Origin of the sequence: Luteolibacter rhizosphaerae, from assembly GCF_025950095.1 — a bacterium.
GTDB lineage: Bacteria > Verrucomicrobiota > Verrucomicrobiia > Verrucomicrobiales > Akkermansiaceae > Haloferula > Haloferula rhizosphaerae.
This window is the reverse complement of sequence record NZ_JAPDDR010000001.1, coordinates 157,348-177,675: the sequence shown is the minus strand read 5'-3', so window position 1 is coordinate 177,675 and position 20,328 is coordinate 157,348. Positions and strand designations below refer to the sequence as shown.

General features: G+C 63.3%; 19 protein-coding genes. 5 read left to right on the top strand and 14 right to left on the bottom strand.

All coding sequences use genetic code 11. The features are described 5' to 3' along the window. Positions 1-21: 21 nt before the first annotated feature. A complete protein-coding gene (locus OJ996_RS00660; protein ID WP_264510110.1) occupies positions 22-771 on the top strand; it encodes a hypothetical protein in 750 nt (249 codons plus the stop codon). Between the two features lie 30 nt (positions 772-801). Here the strand turns inward: OJ996_RS00660 and OJ996_RS00655 are convergent, their stop codons facing one another. From OJ996_RS00655 to OJ996_RS00620, 8 genes are all read right to left on the bottom strand, one after another. Beyond that, entirely contained in the window at positions 802-1,656 is an 855-nt protein-coding gene (locus OJ996_RS00655; RefSeq protein WP_264510108.1) for a patatin-like phospholipase family protein, read from the bottom strand. Next, positions 1,653-2,666, bottom strand: coding sequence for a lysylphosphatidylglycerol synthase transmembrane domain-containing protein (locus OJ996_RS00650; protein ID WP_264510106.1), 1,014 nt, complete (start codon positions 2,664-2,666; stop codon positions 1,653-1,655). The genes OJ996_RS00655 and OJ996_RS00650 overlap by 4 nt, the downstream gene beginning before the upstream one ends. 168 nt (positions 2,667-2,834) lie before the next feature. Further along, a complete protein-coding gene (locus OJ996_RS00645; RefSeq protein WP_264510104.1) occupies positions 2,835-3,092 on the bottom strand; it encodes an acyl carrier protein in 258 nt (85 codons plus the stop codon). Positions 3,093-3,105: 13 nt separating this feature from the next. Then, positions 3,106-3,852, bottom strand: a complete 747-nt coding sequence (locus OJ996_RS00640) for an SDR family oxidoreductase (protein WP_264510102.1) — start codon at positions 3,850-3,852, stop codon at positions 3,106-3,108. 36 nt (positions 3,853-3,888) lie between these two features. After that, entirely contained in the window at positions 3,889-4,203 is a 315-nt protein-coding gene (locus OJ996_RS00635) for a hypothetical protein (protein ID WP_264510100.1), read from the bottom strand. A gap of 194 nt (positions 4,204-4,397) precedes the next feature. Then, positions 4,398-6,167: a hypothetical protein gene (locus OJ996_RS00630; RefSeq protein WP_264510098.1), complete on the bottom strand. Its 1,770-nt coding sequence runs from the start codon at positions 6,165-6,167 to the stop codon at positions 4,398-4,400. An 8-nt stretch (positions 6,168-6,175) separates the two neighbouring features. After that, positions 6,176-7,672, bottom strand: a complete 1,497-nt coding sequence (locus tag OJ996_RS00625) for a hypothetical protein (RefSeq protein WP_264510097.1) — start codon at positions 7,670-7,672, stop codon at positions 6,176-6,178. A gap of 52 nt (positions 7,673-7,724) precedes the next feature. Next, positions 7,725-8,198, bottom strand: a complete 474-nt coding sequence (locus tag OJ996_RS00620) for a gluconokinase (protein WP_264510095.1) — start codon at positions 8,196-8,198, stop codon at positions 7,725-7,727. Between the two features lie 145 nt (positions 8,199-8,343). On the opposite strand from OJ996_RS00620, the gene OJ996_RS00615 reads away from it, so the two are divergent. Continuing rightward, on the top strand, positions 8,344-10,866 hold the full coding sequence (locus tag OJ996_RS00615) for an FG-GAP repeat domain-containing protein (protein ID WP_264510093.1): 2,523 nt from the start codon (positions 8,344-8,346) through the stop codon (positions 10,864-10,866). A gap of 91 nt (positions 10,867-10,957) precedes the next feature. Here the strand turns inward: OJ996_RS00615 and OJ996_RS00610 are convergent, their stop codons facing one another. The 3 genes from OJ996_RS00610 to OJ996_RS00600 are packed head-to-tail and all read right to left on the bottom strand — an operon-like array spanning position 10,958 to position 13,231. Further along, on the bottom strand, positions 10,958-11,983 hold the full coding sequence (locus OJ996_RS00610) for a zinc-binding alcohol dehydrogenase family protein (protein ID WP_264510091.1): 1,026 nt from the start codon (positions 11,981-11,983) through the stop codon (positions 10,958-10,960). A 42-nt stretch (positions 11,984-12,025) separates the two neighbouring features. Beyond that, the gene (locus OJ996_RS00605; protein ID WP_264510089.1) at positions 12,026-12,838 is read right to left on the bottom strand and encodes a sugar phosphate isomerase/epimerase family protein; all 813 of its coding nucleotides are present in this window, start codon (positions 12,836-12,838) and stop codon (positions 12,026-12,028) included. 3 nt (positions 12,839-12,841) lie between these two features. After that, the gene (locus tag OJ996_RS00600; protein ID WP_264510087.1) at positions 12,842-13,231 is read right to left on the bottom strand and encodes an RbsD/FucU domain-containing protein; all 390 of its coding nucleotides are present in this window, start codon (positions 13,229-13,231) and stop codon (positions 12,842-12,844) included. Positions 13,232-13,461: 230 nt separating this feature from the next. Here OJ996_RS00600 and OJ996_RS00595 point away from each other — a divergent pair, with 230 nt between their 5' ends. Beyond that, positions 13,462-14,154 (top strand): FadR/GntR family transcriptional regulator, encoded by a 693-nt coding sequence (locus OJ996_RS00595; RefSeq protein WP_264510085.1) that lies wholly within the window; start codon positions 13,462-13,464, stop codon positions 14,152-14,154. Between the two features lie 269 nt (positions 14,155-14,423). On the opposite strand, the gene OJ996_RS00590 is transcribed toward OJ996_RS00595, so the two are convergent. The 3 genes from OJ996_RS00590 to OJ996_RS00580 form a co-directional block, all read right to left on the bottom strand. After that, on the bottom strand, positions 14,424-15,839 hold the full coding sequence (locus OJ996_RS00590; protein ID WP_264510083.1) for a FecR domain-containing protein: 1,416 nt from the start codon (positions 15,837-15,839) through the stop codon (positions 14,424-14,426). Continuing rightward, positions 15,836-16,366, bottom strand: coding sequence for a sigma-70 family RNA polymerase sigma factor (locus OJ996_RS00585; protein WP_264510081.1), 531 nt, complete (start codon positions 16,364-16,366; stop codon positions 15,836-15,838). Before OJ996_RS00585 ends, OJ996_RS00590 begins: the two co-directional genes overlap by 4 nt. Positions 16,367-16,568: 202 nt before the next feature. Then, positions 16,569-17,531 carry a metallophosphoesterase family protein gene (locus OJ996_RS00580; RefSeq protein ID WP_264510079.1) on the bottom strand — a complete coding sequence of 321 codons (963 nt, stop codon included), beginning with the start codon at positions 17,529-17,531 and terminating at the stop codon, positions 16,569-16,571. A 287-nt stretch (positions 17,532-17,818) separates the two neighbouring features. On the opposite strand from OJ996_RS00580, the gene OJ996_RS00575 reads away from it, so the two are divergent. Together OJ996_RS00575 and OJ996_RS00570 are read left to right on the top strand one after the other, a co-directional pair. Continuing rightward, complete coding sequence (locus OJ996_RS00575) at positions 17,819-19,027, top strand: hypothetical protein (protein WP_264510077.1); 1,209 nt, start codon at positions 17,819-17,821, stop codon at positions 19,025-19,027. A 4-nt stretch (positions 19,028-19,031) separates the two neighbouring features. Beyond that, positions 19,032-20,297 carry a hypothetical protein gene (locus OJ996_RS00570; RefSeq protein ID WP_264510076.1) on the top strand — a complete coding sequence of 422 codons (1,266 nt, stop codon included), beginning with the start codon at positions 19,032-19,034 and terminating at the stop codon, positions 20,295-20,297. The last annotated feature ends 31 nt before the right edge of the window (positions 20,298-20,328 follow it).

Here is a 20,328-nt window from a genome sequence, read left to right as displayed (position 1 = left end):
GATCATGGGTGGCTTACTATGATGCGCAAGGCCTCCGCCATCTTCCTCAGAATTTTTGCCGTTCTCGCGTGCCTCTCCCTCACGGCATGCTTCGAGATCCGCGAGGAACTCTGGGTGCACCGCGATGGCTCGGGCAAGGCCGAGCTGACCTACGTGGTGCCGCGCTCCGCCGTGGCGCTCGCAGGCGGCACGGAGGGTCTCGACAGGCGCCTGCGCGAGCTCATGGCCACCCAGCCGAAGCTCAAACTCGAGGCCCTCAGCGTGACCGAGGGCGACACCGGCGTGACCGTCGCCGCCACCGTCACCACGGACTCGATGTTCAACCTGATGGATCTGAAGAAGAGCGAAGGCATGCGCACCCTGCCCGGCGCGGCCACGGACATCACCGGCGATTTCGACGTCCGCATGCTCGGCCTCGACATCGACTTTTCCCGCACCATCAAGGTGAAAGACGCCCTCGGCCTCGGCGCCATCGGTATCAGCGCGGAAGACCGCCAGAACCGCAAGCTCGCCTACATCCTGCACCTGCCGAAGAAACCCAAGAGCTCGAACGCGATGGTGATCGAGGACGGGGGCAAGACCCTCAAGTGGGAAGTCACCCTCGGCGAGGCGATGCAGAAGCCTCTCGTCACCAGCTTCCGCGCCCGCATGCCCATCCCGATGGCAGTCTGGTACGGCACCGCGCTCGTCATCGTCGCCCTCATCGTCCTCGCCTGGAAGATCTGGAAGTGGCGCCGCAGCCGCGCAGTGCGGAGGGATCTGGCGGATTGATCATGCAGCGGAATGACCAGCGTCGTTCCGCTACACCTCCACCCCCACCGCCTGCCACTGCTTCATCGCCGTCTCTCTTCCTGCTTGGAAGAACCCCCGCGACTTCCCGCCGTGCAGCAACCCGGGATGATCATGATGCGTCTCCAGGAAGATCACCTTCTTCCCCGCATCCTCCGCGAGAATCCGCCTGCGCCGCGCAAGTTCGTTCGAAACCACCGTGTGGCACTGCCCGAGGATGCTCCCCGGCGTCTTCCATGCGAAGCCGCCCATCGCCGTGGTATGCAGGATGCGGTGCACCACGATCGTGTGGATCGATGGATCGTGTAGCCACTGATCGAAGGGCGTCTCGTTCGACACCCCGCCGTCCAAGAACTCCTCGCCATCGATCTGCTGCGGCTTGAAGAGCACCGGCATCGCGCAGCTCGCGATCATGAAATCGATCAGCGGGCCGCTTGAGCGCACCTCGCCGCGCTGCGTGGTCAGGTTCGCCACCGCCATCTCCAGCTTCACCCCGCACAGCTCCTCCATCCGCGGATCGCCCAGCCGCTTGCGCAGGTAGCGCCGCATCCGCACGCCGGAGAGCAGGCCGCTGCCTGCCACCCCGGTGGCCACGAAGGGGAAACGCAGGAAAGCGCCGAGATCGAAAAACGCGCGGCGGAAATGGAAGTCGTAGATGATCTTCTCCAGCGCCTCGCCGCGCAGACCGGTCGCCCACAGGCCACCCGCCAGCGCCCCGGCCGAGGCCCCGGAAATCCGCCCCGGTCGTAGGCCGATCTCCTCCATTCCGGCCAGCAGGCCGAGATGGGCGTAGTAGCCGAAGAACGAGGACGACAGGCACAGGGCCAGTCCCGGGTCTGGGCTGGAGCTCGCGGGGAGGCTGCTCATGATTCGGTCTCGGAATGGGTGGTTTCCTCGATCTGCTTCATCGATGTCCGGTCGGACGGCCGCAAGAATAGCAGACCGCCGGCCAGAGCCCATAGCAGATTCCGGCAGGCGAATCCGAGCAGCGAACCCGCCACCGCCACCTCTGCGGGCATCCCCACCAGATCCTTCATCAGGATCTCGAAGGTCTTTTCCCGCACCCCCAGACCGGAAACCGAGACCGGCAGCGCGCTGATCGCCTCCACCACCGGCGTGGCACCCACTACGGTGAGCAGGTCCTCCGGGTGCCCGATCGCTTGGAAGCCGCACCAGAAAATCGCGTAATCCACCGGCAGCATCACCGCGCTCACCAGCAGCGCCAGCAGCGCATGGCCCCACCTCCTACGATACACATCGTAGATCTCCGGCACCCGCCGCAGCACCTCCCACTTCGGCACGCGCTTGCCGTCCTGGTGGATCCGCCGGTGCACCCAGGGGCTGGCCATCACGAACATCAGCGCGATCATCACCAGCCCGCCGCCGAAGAACATCCAGCCGAAGTGGATCGCCCCCTTCCCCATCGTGCTCTGGCTCTCCAGCACCTCGAAGCGTCCCGCCGTCACGGCAAAGAACAGGATCGACATCGCCACCAGCCCCACCAAGTGATCCACCATCAGCGACATCGTCACCGCCAGCTTGCGGCCCGGATGCTGGCGGTTCAGCAGGAAGATCTTGGTCGCGTCCCCGCCCACGTTCCCCACCGTCACCAGATTGAAGACCTCCCCCATCAGGCTCAGGGAAAAGGCACGCCGCAGCGTGATCCGGATTTCCTGCGCGCGCAGCAGGATCCACCACCGCAGCGCGGACATGAAATAGGTGACACCACCGAGTGCTACCCCCAGAGCCACCCAATCCCAGCGCAGCTTCGATGGCTGCAGCAGCGGCGAGCTGCTGAAATCCTCACCCCAGAATGCCCACCACAGGCAACCCGCCGTGAAGAGCAGCTTGATGAGGAAGAGCAGCCACTTTTTCATCGGACGCGGACTCCGATGGAGCGGCCGGAAGCATCAATGTCGAAGGACGAATGCGGAGTGACGAATGAAGTGTAGGGTGGAAGCTCCTCCCGCGCCCTCATACACCCGCTGATTCCGTTACAAGCCATTCGACATTCGGAAATTCGACATTCGGAAATTCGACATTCGTCATTTTGCTTCGATCGCCTTCGCGATCGTCTCCACGCTCTGCAGCACGCCCTTCGCCTTCTCCGCATCCGCGATCTTCAGGCCGAAATGCTTCTCGATCGCGACGACCAGCTGGAGGGCATCCACGGAATCCAAGCCCAAGCCGCCCGCGCCGAAGATGGCGGTCTCGTCGGCGATCTCCCCCGCATCGAAATCGAGCATCAACTCGTCGACCATCACCTCCTTGATTTTGCGTCGCAATTCCTCGCCTTGAGCCATGATTCTGAACTTGTTAGAAAATTCCGCCGTCGATTTTCAGGGCGGACCCTGTGACGTAAGCGGCATCGTGGCAAGCGAGAAAGAACACCGCTGCTGCCACTTCCGAGGGAGTGCCGAAGCGCCGCATCGGGATGCCCGCCTTGGCCCTTTTCGCCGCCTCCTCGTCCATGTGCGCCAGGGCCTCCGTCTGGATGTAGCCGGGCAGGATTGCGTTCACCGTGATCCCGGAGCGAGCCACCTCCTTTGCCAGCGTCTGGCTCAGCGCCACCACCCCGGCCTTCGCCGCGGCGTAGTTCGTCTGCCCCAGCGGCGGCAGGATCGCGCTCAGCGAGGCAATATTCACGATCCGCCCGAAGCGGTTGAGCATCATGGGCCGGATCACCGCCCGGCAGCCTAGGAAGACGGCGTCTAGGTTAGTGGAGATCACGGAGGACCACGCTTCGTCCGGCATCGCCGCCAGCAGGTGGTCCTGATGGAGGCCGGCATTGTTCACCAGCACGTCCAGCCGCCCGTCCGCCGCAGTGATGGTGGCCACCGCATTTTCCCAGCTCTCTTTCGCGGTCACATCCAGATCCACCAGCGCGCTGCGGTCCGGGTAATCCCTTACAAGCGCCTCCGCGTTACCACGGTTCGAGCGGACCCCGAGCCAGACTTTCGCGTCCGGATCCTTCTCCAAAAAGTAGCGGGCGATGCCGAGCCCCAGCCCGCCATTCGCCCCGGTAATGAGAATGCTGCGCACGCCCGCAGTCTTCCCGCTCACCGGGCGAGGCGCAAGGCGGCGCTGCGCCAAGCACCCTTATCGCACCAGGGAAGAACTCTCGTCCTCCCCCCCGCGATTCATCTCAATGCCGGTGACTATGCGAGCCGTGACCACCATGCCCGCCGTGATGCGGCCGGTGGCCTCCGTGGCCATGCCCGTGATGACGATGCACATGCCCGTGACCATGGTGCCGGTGAACATGTCCATGGCTATGACCGTGCGGACGGTGAATATGCACATGCCCGTGCCCATGATGGCGATCCACATGAATGCGCACATGCCCGTGGCCATGGTGATAGTGCCGTTCCACATGATGATGACCACCGTGCCCGCCATGCGAACCGTGATCATGATCGCGCGCCTCCGCCGTGGCAGACAGGACGAAGGCGAAGCTGAATACCGAAGCAATGGTAACGAGGAGTGTCTTCATGTTATCTTAAGGTTGAGTCTCCGCCCCTATCGGGCGCTTACATCCTTAAGACGCGGGGTCTCCCAAGCTATTCAAGGGACCCCGAAAAAAATCCAAGTTGTTAGGAGCTACCGCTTTATTGCTCCCATCGCGTCTTCGCCTTCGCATCGAAGATCCTCACCGCCTCCCGCGCCGCCTCCGCTTCCGCCTTGTCCTCCAGCGTTGCGATCCATGCCTGCGCCCCGGCTGGGTCATCGCGGGTCCACTGCGCCGCCACGTTCTGGATCGAGCGCAGGCGCTCCACGCCCGCGGGAAGCGTCTCCACCCAAGCCGCGGCTCGAATGGGATCCGCGTCGGCCCAGTGGATGGACGTCTCGATGACCTCCTCGCGCAGCCTCGGCGAGACAATGTTGTTCTCCAGCGCCCGGCGGTAGATCTCCGCCGCCACCGGCTTGAAGGGATAGCCGGTGCGCAGGATCCGATTGGTCAGGTCCGCCAGCAGCTTTGGATCGGCATTGCGCACATAGGCGAGCGCCTGGTCCTCTTGCTCGGGCGTCCAATTCTCAGCACGCAGGTGCAGCGACTCGGATCCCGGTTCATTCATCAGCGTGGTGAATTGCTCGGGAATGCCTAGCGGCTTCTTCACTGTAGTCTGGTCCTTCTTGTTGTTGGCCACCATCGCTTCCACCACTTTCATCTCATCCTCCTCCAGCACCGCCATGATCTCGTCTGGCAGCTTGCCGTGCCACCCGATCTGCATCTGGCTGATTCTCTGGATCGCCTGCTTGCGCTGAGTCACGCTGAACATCGCAGGATCATCGAGATGCTTCGCAACTGCCGCCGGATCGTTGTTCGCCATCATCATCATCAGGTCGACCCGGAAGTTCTCCTGCTCCCGCGTGCTGATCCCCAGCCGCCCCAGATCTGCTGCCAACCAGAACTTCTCCGCGCCTGCGAAATCGCTCATCGAAGGCCAGGATCCCAGCCTTCTCCCGCGGTTTATCTCCCGGATAAAGCCGTCCGGCAGCTCGTCGAGGTGTTCCGCCACCCACCGCTTGTTCGCGTCGAGTTCCGCCACCGACATCATCTCTTCCGAGTAGACCCCGTGGAAGAGGAAGACCTCCGTGAAGAGCCTGCCCCCATCCGGCTCGGCAGTGATCCACTTCAAGGCGCTGGCAACATCCTTCTCGGCCATCGCACGAGCCGCGGCGGCACGCAGCAGGGCACGCCACCGGTCGCCCTTCGTTTCGGATAGATCGAGCAGCTTCGAGGCATCTCTCCCGCTCGCCTTCGCCAGCAGGTGCACCATGCTCTTCGGCAGTTCATCGCCATCGGCCGGCGGCGGGAATTCGAGCGCCATCTTCAGCACCCGCTCCGGTTCACGCTCTACCAGCACTTTCATCGCAGTGAAGAGCATCGCCCGGCCCTTCTGAACATCGGCGGAGCCCTGGCCCCGCGCGATCAGGGCTTCCACATCCTCCCGCGCGATCCGGGCCAGATGCTTCCGGGCCGCATCGCGACCCGTCGCCATCTCCCATTCGATCAGCGCAAAGGGATCATCCTGAAAAAGCAGTTCCTCCAACTGGAGGGTGAACATCTGCGCTACCAGCGGATCCGGATGGCGGAAGCGCCCGTCCTGCAAACACGTACGGCGCTCTCCCGCGGGAATGCTGCGCGCCAGTTCGATCGCGGCGTGGATGGCGGTCCAGCGGTCCTTCGCCCCGCGCACGCGGGCCACGGCCGCATCACCGCCACGGGTCGTCGGCATGGAGACCTCCGCGATAACTTCTTTCCCGGACCCGCGCTGGCCGACAAAGTTCATCAGAGCCCACCCTGCTCCACCGCCGAGGAGGAGAAGGATCGTTAGAGGCGCGAGGCGGTTCATGACAAGTGACTGGGATTTCATCGGCTTCCTTATTGTGCCAGTTTCTTCGCCCGGCTGCGCGCGATCTCGGGAGTGCCCGGAGCGGCCAGATACACCCTCAGTGCATCCGGATCGTCGCTTCCCCATCGCCGCAGGAATTGATCGACCAGTTCGTCTCTCGTCCCCGCATCGCCCATGCTGCTCGCCCAGTTCAATGCTTCCGGATAGGCGGGCTCACCCTCGTGGATCAGGCTGCTGGAGAACGTTTCAACCAGTTCATCCCGCAGCTTGCCCACCGGCTGCCCTGCCAGCCAGGTACCGAAGTCCCAGCGATCCCGCTCCATCCAGTCCTCCGCGAGCTGGCGTGCCGCATGGTCATAGGCCGGTTTCCCGGATCCCGCCATCACCGCATCCATCGCCAGCTCCGGCATGCGGGTGATCAAGTCCTCCGCGAAGCCACAGGCGGGAGAGTCCGTGCTATGCCAGCCGCCCCTCTCGCCTTCCGCGAAGAACACGGCCACCGGATACTCTCCCAGCGGCGCATCATGATCGAGCATCTTGCCCAGGATCTCGGCCGCCACGTTGGGATTGCTGGCGGCATACTTCCGCCCCAGTTCGCCGAGCATGCTATTCCGAGCCAGCGGCGAAGCCACTCCCTCCGCGAAGCGGATCGCCTTCGCGGTATCCTTCTCCGCTAGCTCCAGCATGTAAGCCCGCTCTACCCTCGCCTTGATGTCGGAGGTAGGCATCTTGGCGAGAATCTCCGGGATCTTCTCCGCCTTGTCGCGGGTGATGCCGTTCACCATCTCGTCATTCTCGCCTTTCAGGAAATGGTGGGGATTCTGCGCACCCCACAGCAGCACCTGCTCCAGATCTTCCTTCGCCCATTCCTGCAGGACAGTCAGCTTGTGATTGTAGTTCCCGCCCAACCGCAACACGGAATCCAATGCCTTGTCAAAGCGCCGCTGCGCGATGAAACCCTCGACCAATTTCGGCAGCACGATATTCGCCCCGCTCAGATCTTCCTCCAGCAGCTTCGCCACATAGTCCGGATCAAGACCCGAGATCGCGGCGAGCACTCGCCACACCGCCATCCTCTTCCCGCTTGCACGGGCCGCAGCCTCCGCTGCCCGCGGATCAATGCTCGCCCAGGCTTCCCACGCGCTGAAATCATTCGGATTCTTGCCGGAGGCCATTGCCGCCTGCGGATCAAGCATCACCCAGCGGGAGAGGACCAGTTTACCCAGCGGCTCGGGTATCGGCGGGCTCGCGCTCAAATGCTCCCACAGCTTCACCACTTCATCCAGACCGGCATGCGGCAGCCACAGCGCGATACGCCCGGCGCGATCCGAAAGGTTCGGATCCCTGAGAATCTCCAACGTATCACCGCTCGGCAGCAGCGTCGCCTCGCTCACTTCCGCTCGCTCGATCTTCGCCGGAGCCATCGTCTTCACCGGCACATCCGTAGGCTTCATCGCGCGATAGGCCGCGGCACCGATAGCGAGTCCGGCAACAGTGGAGGCGAGGGCGGGGAGCAATGATTTCATGCAGGGCGCGCCGAGTTAAAACATCGACCGCACTGCTGTCCATCCCCGGAGATCAAGCGGACCCGAGTCGCGAGATGCAATGGGCCGCCACCTCTTCCGGCGTCCCTGTGTTCTCCACCACCTCGACATCTTCGCCCAGCTCCAGCGTGGCCAGTTGCGAGTCCAGCAGGCTCGCGGGCATGAAGTGCTGCCGATGCTGCATACGCTCCTCCAGCGTTGCTCGATCCGCCGTCAGCACGATGAAGCTTACCGGCCCAGTCAACTCCCGCAGGCGGTCGCGATAGATCCTCTTCAGTGCCGAGCATGCCAGCACAATCCGCTCGCGCTCTGCCAGGTGCTTGCCCAGTACCTCCAGCCATCCCGCCCGGTCCTCATCGGTCAGCGGAATTCCGGAGGCCATCTTCGCCACGTTCTCCGGTGGATGAAACCCATCAGCATCCGCGAACTCGCAGCCAAGCCTCTCCGCCACCAACTCACCGATGGTGTTCTTGCCGCTGCCGCTTACTCCTGCGAGGACGATCTTCACTCCGGCAATGAGGACGAAGCCGCCCACTTTGACGAGCCCGTCGTGAGCCGCGGATGAATAATCGGAGGATTTCCCCAACCAGCCTTCGCCCCCCTCTACGGCATTGACGCATCTGATCCCCTCCCCAAGCTCCCCTCACTCCTGCATGACTCTCCCCCGGCTTACCCTGACCCTCGCCCTATCTCTCGGCCACACCGCGCAAAGCTCCGCCGCGGATACCGATCTCACCAGCCCGCCGCACATCGGCTTGCTCGCGCCTTCGCACTCCTTCTCCACCTTCGCCAATCAATTCACCGCTGCCGATCTGGATGGCGATGGTGATCTGGACCTCGTCCATCTGCCGGAGGGCAGCAGCGAACAACCGGGCGACCCGCATGCTTACTGGATCGAGAATCTCGGCAATCGCCAGTTCGGCCCGCTGCGTCTCATTCACCTCGGCCCCACCGCTACCGGCCAAAGCCTCACCGGCGCCGTGGTGTGGAATCTCCTCGGCGACTCGAAGCCGGAAATCTTCGTGAACCGCCGCCAATGGCCGGACAACGGGCACTACCAACCGCTCGCCCTCAGCCTGACCCTTGACCCGGACACGCCTGCCCCCATCGTGCCCACGGCCCTTGCTTCCAGCGGATCCCGCCCGTGGGACCTCGTCGATTTCGATGGCACCGGCAATCCCTACATCGTCGCGGTGGGCAGCACCTCCGGCACCGGCCAAACTGTCGTGACCGCCTACAAGCCGAATGGCGGCGTCGGCGGCCCCTTCCAAGAGGCTTACACCGTCACCTCGCTCTACTATGATCATAATAGCGTCGTGGATATCGATGCCAGCGATGTGGATGACGATGGTGACTTCGATCTCTGCCTTGCCTGCGACGACGGCAAGATGCGCATCTACGAACGCAGCTTCGGCAGCAATTTCTCCCTTGAGCCGCGCACGATCGAAGACGTCGACGCCTACGCCACTTGGATCGACCTGAACGGCGACGGCCTCCGCGACATCCTGCAATCGGACGGCTCTTGGTATCGCAACGATGGCGGATGGAACTTCTCCTCGCAGGAGATCTCTCCCGCCTATGCTCTGCTGGATTACGCTGCCTTCAAGAAGATCATCCCCCGCACCGGCCAGCCCGCGATGATCCATGCCATCGCTCTCACGGGGGACCAGACCGCCTACGAGCGGGTCCTCATCCCCTTCGATTCCACCGAGCCGGTCCTACGCGAGGCCGCACCGGGGAATCCCGGAGCCAATGCAGTAATAGTCCACCACGGGGATCTCGATGGAGACGATCACGTAGATCTCGTGTATTCCCAATCCGCTGAAGGTGGATACTACTACGCTTATCGTATAATCTCCGCTGCATGGGGTTCTGCCTCCGGTTTCTCCGCTCCCCAACCGCTTCACGCCGCCCCCTCGCCCTTCCACCGAATCTTCAGCGCGGACTTCAATGCCGACCGCTGCGCGGATCTCGTCAGCGGGCCGGATGCGCTCGGACGCTACCGCATCCACTTCAATCGCGGCTCTGCCGGCCCCGATGAAGGCGCGCTCATCAATGGCCTGGAGATCCCGGGCACCGAGCTCCGCATCATCGGCACCGCACGCATTGACAAGGACAAGTTCTCCGACCTCGTCTGCTGCTACACCCGCCTGCCCATCGGCGGACAGGGTTCCGAGAATGCCCTCGTCGTGGTGCGCGGCCGGAAGGACGGCTCCTTCATCCCGCCGCTCATTCCCGCTGGCGGCCTGGTCTTCACTCCCGCCTACGGGCCGGATGGCGGCGGCATGCAAAACATGAGCTTTATCGACTGGGATCGCGATGGCGATCTCGACCTCGTCTCATGGGGCCAGTGGCATGAGAACGTGGATGGCAGCTTCCCCGCCGGTCATCGCCTGCTGGTGGAACTCGGCACCATGCCGGACTTCCTCTTCAATCCCGCCATCATCGGCGGCACCATCACCGGTGATATCGATGGCGACCGCGCTCCGGACATCATCTCCTTGGTGCACGGCACCGGCACCACGAATCAGCCACCCGACCACATGCTCGTCGCCTTCAACGATGGCCGCGGCGGCATCGAGGCCACCGTCGAACTGCCGATCCAACTCGCCGCCTACGACTTCCTCGGCAATCCGACCATGAGCGGCACCGCCGTGCTGGCCGATCTGAATGGCGACAAGCGCCCCGACCTCTGGCTCCGTGAAGTCTCCGGCACCGACCCCCTCGGCAATCCTCTGACCAGCGATCGCTGGCTGCGCAACCCGGGACCACGCACCGCACGCGACATGAGCACCTGGGTCTCCACCGCCCTGCCCGCCGTCAGCAGCAAGCTCGCACCCGGCGTGGCCTTCGGCGATTTCGATGGCGACCGCCGCGTGGTGAACCTGAAGAAGAACCTCGGCGAATGGCTCAGCCCCTGGGGTTACCTTCAATCCACCAAGCGCGGCCCGCTCTTCTCCGATCCCTACGACTTCACCAACTCCCACATCGACCTCACCAAAGTCGGCTTCTCCGGCGGCGTGGACATCGATGGCGACCACGACACCGACTTCATCCTCGGCGGCGGCAGCTTCCCGCAAATCATTCTCTACAATCCCTCTGCCGACGGCGGCAAACGCCGCCCCAGCAAAGCCAAGGAAATCCCCTGGCTCGGCACCATGCCCGTCGTGAGGTAAGGATCGCCGTGAGGTAGCGGAACGACTTCGTCGTCCCGGCTGGGGGGTGGCCCAAGAAGCAAGCGCGTGCCGATCCGCACGAGGCGCCCCCTCACATCTCGATAATCACCTTGATCGCCCCCACCTTCGGATCCGTAAACCTCGCGAAGCCCGTCGGCACATCATCGAATCCCAAGCGATGCGTGATCCACGCATCGGTATCGATCTTCCCCTTCCCGATCAGCCCGATGATCTTCCCGAAGTCCGCGGGCAGCGCATTCCGGGAAGCCATCAGCGTCAGCTCCCGGCGGTGAAACACCGGCGCGTGCGGAAACTTCAGCTCCTGCGTCGTGATCCCCACGTACACCACCCGGCCGGTAAAGCCCGCATACTGGAAGCAGGTCGACATCGACACCGCCGAGCCCGTCGCATCGATCACCACGTCCGCCAGCGCGCCATCTGTTAGATTCTCGAGCTCCTCCAGCTCCGCGCCATCCCCCTGCACCAGGATGCCGTTCCCGATCCCCAGCTTCTTGCGGCAGAAATCCAGCCGGCCCTGCACCATGTCCATCACCACCACCCGCAGGTCCATCAGTTTCAGGAACTCCAGGCAGGCCAGCCCGATCGGTCCCGCTCCGATCACCAGCACCGTCTCCCCCGGCTGCGGATTCCCGCGCTGCACCGCGTGATAGCCGATCGCCAGCGTCTCCACCAAGGCAAGCTGATCGTAGGAGAGATCGTTCCCCGCATGCAGCTTTCGCGCCGGCACGATCCATGAATCGCGCAGGCCACCGTCCTGATGCACCCCCAGCACCTGCACCCCCGGGCAGCAATTCGACGCCCCCTTCCGGCTCACCACGGAGCCCGGATCGTTCACATACGGCTCCAGCGAAACCTTGTCGCCCGCCTTCACGTTCGACACCCCCTCGCCCGTCGCCAGCACCTCCAGCCCCAGCTCATGCCCCGGGATCCGCGGGTACGAGAAGAACGGCATCTTCCCCAGATAGCCGGAAAGATCCGTCCCGCAGATCCCCATGCGGTGCGTCCGCACCAGCGCCTCCCCCGGGCCCGGCAAAGCCGGTTCCGGCAGCTCGATGACCTCAATCGTTTCCGGACGTGTGAATCGGATCGCCTTCATGTGTGTTAACTGGATCTTATCGTAGCGCAAGCCGCCCCTCCCTCACTCCCCGCACCTCCGGATCGATTCCATCGTCTTCCGCGCCGCCCCCTCCGCATCCCCGTCCGTGAAGATCTCCGCCGAGATGAACCCTTGGTACGAGATCTCCCGTAGCACGCCCATCACCGCCGCCGCATGCGTGTGCCCGCTGCCCATTGCCCGGCGGTTCGAGTCCGCCCAGTGCACGTGCCCCACCTTCTCCCCCGCATCCCGCAGCGCCTGCGCTAGGTCCGCCTCCTCGATGTTCATGTGGAAGAGGTCCGCCAGCAGCACCACGTTCTTCAGCCCGTTCGCGCTCAGGAATTCCGCCGCAGGTAGCAACCGGTTGAAAAGGTTCGTCTCGTAGCGGTTCAGCGGCTCGTAGATGAACTTCACTCCCGCCTCTCCCGCCGCGCGATCGATCGTCGCCAGAGATCCCGCCAGCAGCGCCAGCGCCTGCTCCCGGCTGAGCTCCCCACCCCACTTCCCCTGCATCGAGCCCAGGATGCAGGGCGCGCCGAATTGCGCTCCGAAGTCCACCATCCGCAGGATGAAATCCAGCGCCCCGCGCCGCACCTCCTGCGAGGGATCGGTCAGAGAGAGCCCGTGCTTCACCATCCCCGCGCCACTGCCCACCGCCGCCACGCCCAGCCCATGCCGCTCGCACAGCTCCCGCACGGTCGCCACCGGCACCGCATCCGGCCCGGCGAAGAATAGCTCCACCGCATCATAGCCACACGCCTTCGCCTTCGCGAAGGAGTTCTCCAGCTCATCGTGGAAAACGAAAGGTCCCGCAGCCATCTCCGGCACACGGCATAGGGTCACGGCAGTCTTCATCGCTTACACGGATTCCAGGATGATGTTGCCATACGCGGTCGTGTCTCCCGTGCGGATCAGCCCGATCGCTCCCGGCACCCGCTTCTTGAAGTCCGCGTGCGGCTCGCGCGTCAGCGGGATCTGGCCGAAGGAGCGTGCGAACTCGTTCACCGTCTCCTGCGGGTTCTTCCCCAGGAACTCCTCCGCCTGCCAAATCCGCCCGATCTTGAAGTTCGGTGTCAGCAGGTCCAGCACCTGCAGCACCGTCGGCACCCCGCGTGTCAGCGAGATGTCCACCGTCTCGATCTCCGGCCAGTAGGGAAAGGCCCAGTCCGCGATGACCAGCGTATTCGTGTGGCGGATCCGCGCGATCAGGTCCAGCACCCTTGGGTTGATGATGCCGCTCTGAAGCATGCCGCCGATCATGCATGCCCCTGCCCCCGAGTCAGCGGCTAATTTGGGTAGTATGACATGTCCGAATCCACGTATTCCCAATGGGTTTCACACCCCTCTTCTCCTCCTCGCGTCCCGCATGTTAGAGCCATCCGGCAAGCGGAACCATCTCGCTACAAGGCTGTCAGACAACCCCTTGCGCACCATCTTTCCTCTGGCGCGGGCCTCGCAAACTCAACTAGCTTCCACCCGTGCAACGACGTAGCGCCCAGATCGCCGGTGAGCTTGAACAGGAAGTCCTCGCCGGCAAACTCCCCCCCGGAGACCGCCTGCCCTCCGAGGAAAAACTCTGCGAACGCTTCGGCGTCAGCCGCACCGTCATCCGCGAGGCCATCCAGCAGCTTCGCGGTCGCGGCCTGCTCCGCACCCTCAAGGGCTCCGGCACCTACATCGCCGATCCCAGCCTGGAATCGCTCGGCCAGGTGGTGGAGAGCTACTCCGTCCTCGCGGAGGAAAGCGACTTCCTCGAGCTGATCGATTTCCGCATCCTCATCGAAACCGAGTGCGCCCGCCTCGCCGCGAAGAACGCCGGCGAGCAAGTCATCCGCGAGCTCCGCCGCATCCTTGATACCATGGACAAGCTCCGCGGCGCGAAGGACAAGTTCAGCAAGGCCGACATCGCCTTCCACCTCGCGATCGCCCGCGGCTCCGGCAACGGCATCTACTCCATCCTCCTCGGTGCCCTCGAAAAGCGTTGTATCGCTTACGCCCAGGCAAACCGCGGCGATGGCGACTGGTCCACTCCCGTCATCGAAGGCCACCGCGCCATCCTCGAAGCCATCGAAGCCGGCCTGCCCGACGAGGCCGCCAAGGAAATGCGCAAGCACCTCCTCTCTTCCCGCCGTCACTTCGTCGATCTCGAGCACGGCGGCAAGCAAGCCTGAGTCCCGTTTCGCACGCACTACTACGTTCATCGTAGCGGAATGACTTCCTCATTCCGGCTGGGATCCTTCGCATCAGTGGACCCCATTCCCACCACAACGAAATGCCGCACGGAAAACCCAAGATCCGTGCGGCATTTCTACCGGAGTCCGGCAATGGTGGGCCCGCGCGAGAAACCCAAATCCGCGCGAGCCCGTTCAACCCGATCAGGTCGAAAGCCTTTCTAACGAAAACGAAAACAAAACGACGGAGCCTCCGATGAACGCATGCATCACGGATAATCCACCACCTTCACCGAGATCCGCTTCAGCGCCAGGTCGCCGCCGTAGTCGTTCCAGATCACCAGCGCCTTCGGAGCCGCAAAGGAGCTCGAGGGAATCTCCGCTACCAGCTCGGCTTGGGTGGAAGTTCCTGAGTGCAGCGTGATCTTCCCGCCCAGCGCATCGTAGCGCAGCGTCAGCTCGTTCTCCTGCAGCGCGGAGAACCCGGTCAGCGGGGATTCCCGCCCGCCTACTTCATCCCGCAGACGCCAGCGGTGCCCCTCGCTCGCACGCGCCTGCACCGAGCACAGGATCGTTCCATCCTCCGCCTCCAGCGCGATCTTCTCGATCCCGTCCATCTTCGACTGCTTGTCCCAGATCCACTCCGGCTGGCGGGTGCGGAAGGACATCAGCACCACCTGGCGGTGATTCGGTTCATCATCGGCCAGGAAATGACCCTTCAGATGACGCGGACCGCCGGAGGTATCCAGCTTCCCCTCGCCCACCACCGTCGCCACCTTCTCCGAGCGCACCTTCCACGGCATCCCGATGTCCGGAGCCTTCTCGTTCAGTCTCGTGCCCTTCGGATCGTTGAAGTCATCCTCGAACACGATCGTCTCGCCCGGCAACGCCTTGCGGAAGTCCGTCCCGTCCAGCGGGTCCAAGCTGGTATCGCCGCGGTTCAGCCAGGAAGCCGACTCGCCCGCCTTCAGGGTCCACTTGCCCTTCTGCGCCCCGCGATCCACCTCCACCTTGCCGGAGACCACGTGCACCTCGCAGGAGCCACCCTCCGCCACGCGCACGCCGAACTCCGTGCCGATGTGCCGCACCTGCGCGCCCGCCGCACGGATCTTGAAATGGGGGGCATCGTGATCCACCCGGAAGAAAACCCGTCCGCGCCGCAAATCCAGATCGCGGCCGTTGTCGCTCATGTAGATCAGCGCCGGCCCATCGATGCAGGCCTCGGTGTGCGCATTCAGCTTCGCCACCACCACGCCGTCCCGCACCTCCAGCCGCTGGTTCTTCGTCCAGTTGCCTTCGTTCACCGTCACCCCGTCGATCAGGAAATAGCTGTCCGCGGAGCCCGCCACCGTCGCGATCGCCGGCTCGCGGCGCAGGAAGATCAACAGCGTCGCCGCCAGCATCACCATCGCCGCCAGCGCCGCACCGCTCCAGATCCAGCGCGTGCGCACCCGGTCGGACTCCTCCGCCAGCGGCCCGGCCATCAACTGTGCGTGCATCGCCAGATGGTCTGGCATCTCGTAATTGTCCAAGAGCATCTGGTCCGTGCTCATCAGCGCGAAGTAGGCCTGACGCGCTTCCGGATCTTCCAGCAGTGCCTTCTCCAAGCGCGCCACGTCCTGCTTCGCGATTGTTCCGTCGAGAAGTTCGTGAATCAGGCTTTCGGTCTCTTCGTCCCGGTTCATGGACTATCTGGCATGAGTTGAGCCTCGATGCACTTACGCAACGAGGCCCGGAGTTGATGCAAACGCGCTTTCAGCGTGCCGATGCTACGATTCGTGGAGTTGGCAAGCGACTCCAAAGAGCCACCTACCCAATAGCGGTGTCTCAACAGCTCCTCGTCCTTCGAGGTCAGCTTGCGCAGGCAATTGGAAAGCGCCCGCCGACGCTCGGGCAACTCGTCGGAAAATTCCTCGAACTCGGTCGAAAAGAGGTCCAGCAGCTTGTGATCGAAGGAGACCGTCACCGAGCGCCGCTGCTTCCGCAGATAGCTCTTCACCTCCAGCTGCGCGATCTGGAAGGACCAGTTCTTGAAGCTCGATCCCGGGCGATACTTCTCCCGCTTCTTCCACAGCACCATGTTCACCGCCTGGCGGATGTCATACGCCGCATGGGGATCTCCTGCCAGGGCACGGATGAAGTAGAAGAGGTCGACCTGATGACGGGTCAGCTCTTGCACGAATTCATCGATGTTGTCGCTGGCTTGGGACATTGACGCAAAATCACTGCCGCCGGACTCCCAAAGTTTAGTCCCATGCCGAAATTCCGGCGCGGACTACGGATTCAGAAGGAACAAGTTCCATTTACCGTATCCACTTCGTAGTTACGATCCCCCACTCGGGTAGTCCCCGGGACCGCGGATCTTCAGTCCGCGTGGACCGTCGAGCAAAGCGGCTCTCACAACCCGTCACAGCCTAGTAACTCCTCTCGCTGATCTCCGGCCGCACCCACTCGTTCCGGATCACCGCACTCTTGTAGTTCACCTCCACCGGCGATGGCGCCTGCCACGCCGACTTCATCCCCCTCACGCGGAAACTCCCCTTCTCCGCATCGATCTCCAGCACCGTGAAAAGCGGCCCTTCATACGGCGCCGTCGATGCCACATGCGGAAACTTCTTCGCCAGCTCAGGCGACAATCGATCGCGCCGGAACTCCCCGCCCATCCAGAAGTAGGAGGCGGAGTTGATGTGCACATACGGGATCCCGTCAATCTCCCGGCTGTGATCGATGTGCCAGTGTCCGTTGAAACACCCTGCCACCTTCGCCCTTCCATCCTTCGTCTTCGCCTCGCGGATCAACCGCCGCACCTCCTCCTGGTTGTCGATGCACACCTCGATCTCCAAGCTCTGATGCGAGAAAATGAACGTGTTCAGCTCCGTCGCCGCCAGTTCCGCCTTCAACCACTCCACCTGATCCGCCGCGATGAATGCCGGATAGCCTTTCTCCCAACCCTCCGGCTTGTCGTTCGCATCCAGCACCACGAAGTGACATCCGCCCAGATCGAAGGAATAGTAGCGCGACTTCATCCCATAGTAGGCCACCGTCTCCTCCGCCTTGTAGCCACCATCCATATCGTGGTTGCCCAGCACATGATACTTCGGCCCTTGGAAGCTCTCGTAGATTTCCAGGAATCCCTTGTTCTCCGGCTTGGGAATGCAGAAGTCACCCAGCTGCATTACCGCATCCACCTTCTCCGCGTTCATCGCATCGATGAATGCCTTCAGCCGCTCGTCCGCATCCGGCATGATGTCCTTGTGCACATCCGTGATCAGCCCCACCCGCAGCAGCTTCTTGACACCATCCCCGGCGGCTAGCATGGGCAGGGGCAGCGCCATCGTGGCACCAGCGGCTTGAAGGAAACGGCGTCTCGTGTGCATCGGTTTATTCTCCTAAACCCTTACACCCCGCCGCCAGCCCTTCTCTCTGACAATTTCGCCCGAAACATTGGCATCTCCCCCCGGGGATTACATCTGTTCCCCGCCCCGGAGGACTACCGGAAAATAGGCCGCATGGCAGCCGCCTCCGCCACTCGATCTCCCCGCCCCGGAGGAGCATCGGATCTTGGCCGATGCGCAAGCGCAGCGCAGCCACCGCTCAGCCTGGCAATTCTTCTTCCCGCCACATTGACCGATCAAGATCCATGCGTCCTACTACCAAGCGACCCATGCAACGCTTGGCATGCATATTTTTCCTGACCTTGGCCGCGAGCTGGATGCTCACGCGCACCTTGCAGGATGCCGATGCCCCTCCCGCACGACCGCTCAAGTCTCACGATCGCATCGCGGGCGAGAGGCATCTCATCCATAGCCCCGATGAACTCTCGTCTTGGATCGATCTCCGGGCTCCTGATCCCGATCCGGATGCCGGCACCCGCGAGGAAGAACTCGCCGGGTGGACCACCGATCAACTCAGAACCGCGCTGAACCGCAGCCTCGGTGATCCGCGTTGTAGCCGTGCCGGAGCCGCTGCCGCCGCGGCACGCTCCCTCATGGCCGAGTGGACGCGTCGCGAGCCGGAAGCCGCATGGCAGTGGCTGGTCAATCTGCCTCCGGGCCCCACTCGGCACGCTCTCGCCAGCGGCCTCGACCAAGGCTGGCCCGCCGAAAGCGCGGGCGATGCCCTACTGCAGATCATGGCGATCCCCGACCTGAGGAAGGCCGACATCAAGCGTCTCCCTTCCCTCGTTCTCACCCAAGCCGCAGCCCAAGGTCATGCCGCTATGGCCGGTTGGATGGCGCGTCTGGAGGAGCACGGGATGTGGCGACCCGACTTCGAGGTCACTTTCCCTCAAGGCTTCGATTTCGCTGCCCTGCTCGAATCCGGCACGGATCGAGACGTCCCGGATCACGGCATCGGTGGATTCGCCGCGGCATGGCTGGCACAGGATCCGGATGCCGCACTCTTCGAGCTCGGCGGCAGTCACGACGTCTTCTCCGCCATCCTCGAAGCGGAAGATGCGCAAGCTTTGGATTGGGCGCGACGGCTCGGTGCCACCACCAGCAGGCGGCATGGTGACGGCGAGGACTGGACCTTGGCCTTTCGCTGCCTCGAAGGCCTGCCTGCATCCCCCGCCTTGCTGCGGGCCTGCTTGTCCGCGATGCCTGATGCCGAGCTCAGTTCCTACATGCATCGGGCTGCTGCAGTGGCCTATATCAAGGAGCCCGACATCCCGCTGGCCTTGGAGTTCCTCGCTGCTTCCACCCAAGATCCGGAGGAGCGCTTCGTTCAGCTCGAGGCCATGATGACCAGCCGCCTTCGCGGCGGTGCCGGACGTCTGCATGAGGCGAAACTCCGCCGCATCCTGGGGTCCTGGAATTTCCCCCCGGAGAGAACCGAGCCCCTTATCCAACGCATGATTCATGGAAACCGCTAGGATCATGCGTGCATCAGGTCCTCACCTGGGTGGAGTGATCGCCGCTCTCGCAGGTCTGGGCGCAGGCTGGCTGCTCGCTCGCGGCGGGCTCCAAGCCCCCGCGCACGATACGCCATCCTTGGACAAAAGCTCGCAAGCCCCCGCAAGACCTCTCCGCACCTCGTCAACCTATCCGGATAGGGACTACGCTTCCTACTTGCGACGTTTCTCCGCCTCAGGCCCGGATGCGGATGCCGTAGCCTCGGTGGAGCGCATGGACAGCGCGGATCTTAGGACAGTCCTGTTAGATTCTCCTGCCTCCGCAATCTCCGTCCACCGGGATGCTCGGAACGAATTGCATCATCGGATCATGATCGTCGCCGCCGCCGAGCTCTTCCGGCGCGAAGGGCCGGCCGCGCTCGAATGGGCGGATGCCAGCGACAGCATCCCCACCCGTCTCGCGGTCCTCGCCGCCCTCTGCGCCACGGATCCCGAAGCCGGCATGGCAAGGTTACAAGCCTTCGAGGATGACTGCGGCAGCAAGGATCACTACCGCACGGTCTTCGCCAATGCAGCAATAGGCTCGGCAGCCATACGCGGCCCGGCCGACCTGATCCTCGCCGAGAAGACCTGGAGCAAGTTCGCTGACACGGGAGAGATCGATCTCCCGGATGACTTTGACTTCGCAGCCTACGTGAAGCTGCAAGGCGTCGGCTCGGGCAGCGATCGCACCCTGCATGCCGTCACCCGCGCCTGGGCTGCCACCGACCCCGGGCAAGTCCTCGAGAAGCTACCCGATCTCACCGGCCCCCTCAATGGCGGCGGACAGCTCGTCGGAGTGGCCATGTCGGGCCGGGCAGCCATGGTCGGAGACGAGGAAGCGATCCGCTGGGGCCTCGACCTTCTCCCGGCCCTCTCAGGCGGCCAGCGCTATTCGGCTATCGATAGCATCACCCATCTCTTCGACCTATCTCCACAGACCGCCGTCGAGATCGTCGGAAGCCTCCCGCAGGACGATGATCGCATCGCCTTCGCCATAACGATGCTTCAGAAGCATGACCTCAAAAGCGAGACATTCAGGGCAACCTTGAATGCACTCCCCACCAAATCATTGAGAGTTCAATTCTTCACGCGGATGCTCGAGTCCGATGGATCCGCGCAAACGGGCATGTCTCCCAGGAAGCTCGAACGCTTCAAAGACTCCTTGGAAGAGATCGGTCTCTCCCCGGAATGCCGCAGAGCTATCCTCTCCACCCTCCCCCCATCGGTACCGCCGGACGACGATTTCTAGGCACCCCGTTCGAAAATTAGTGCTTGGTCAT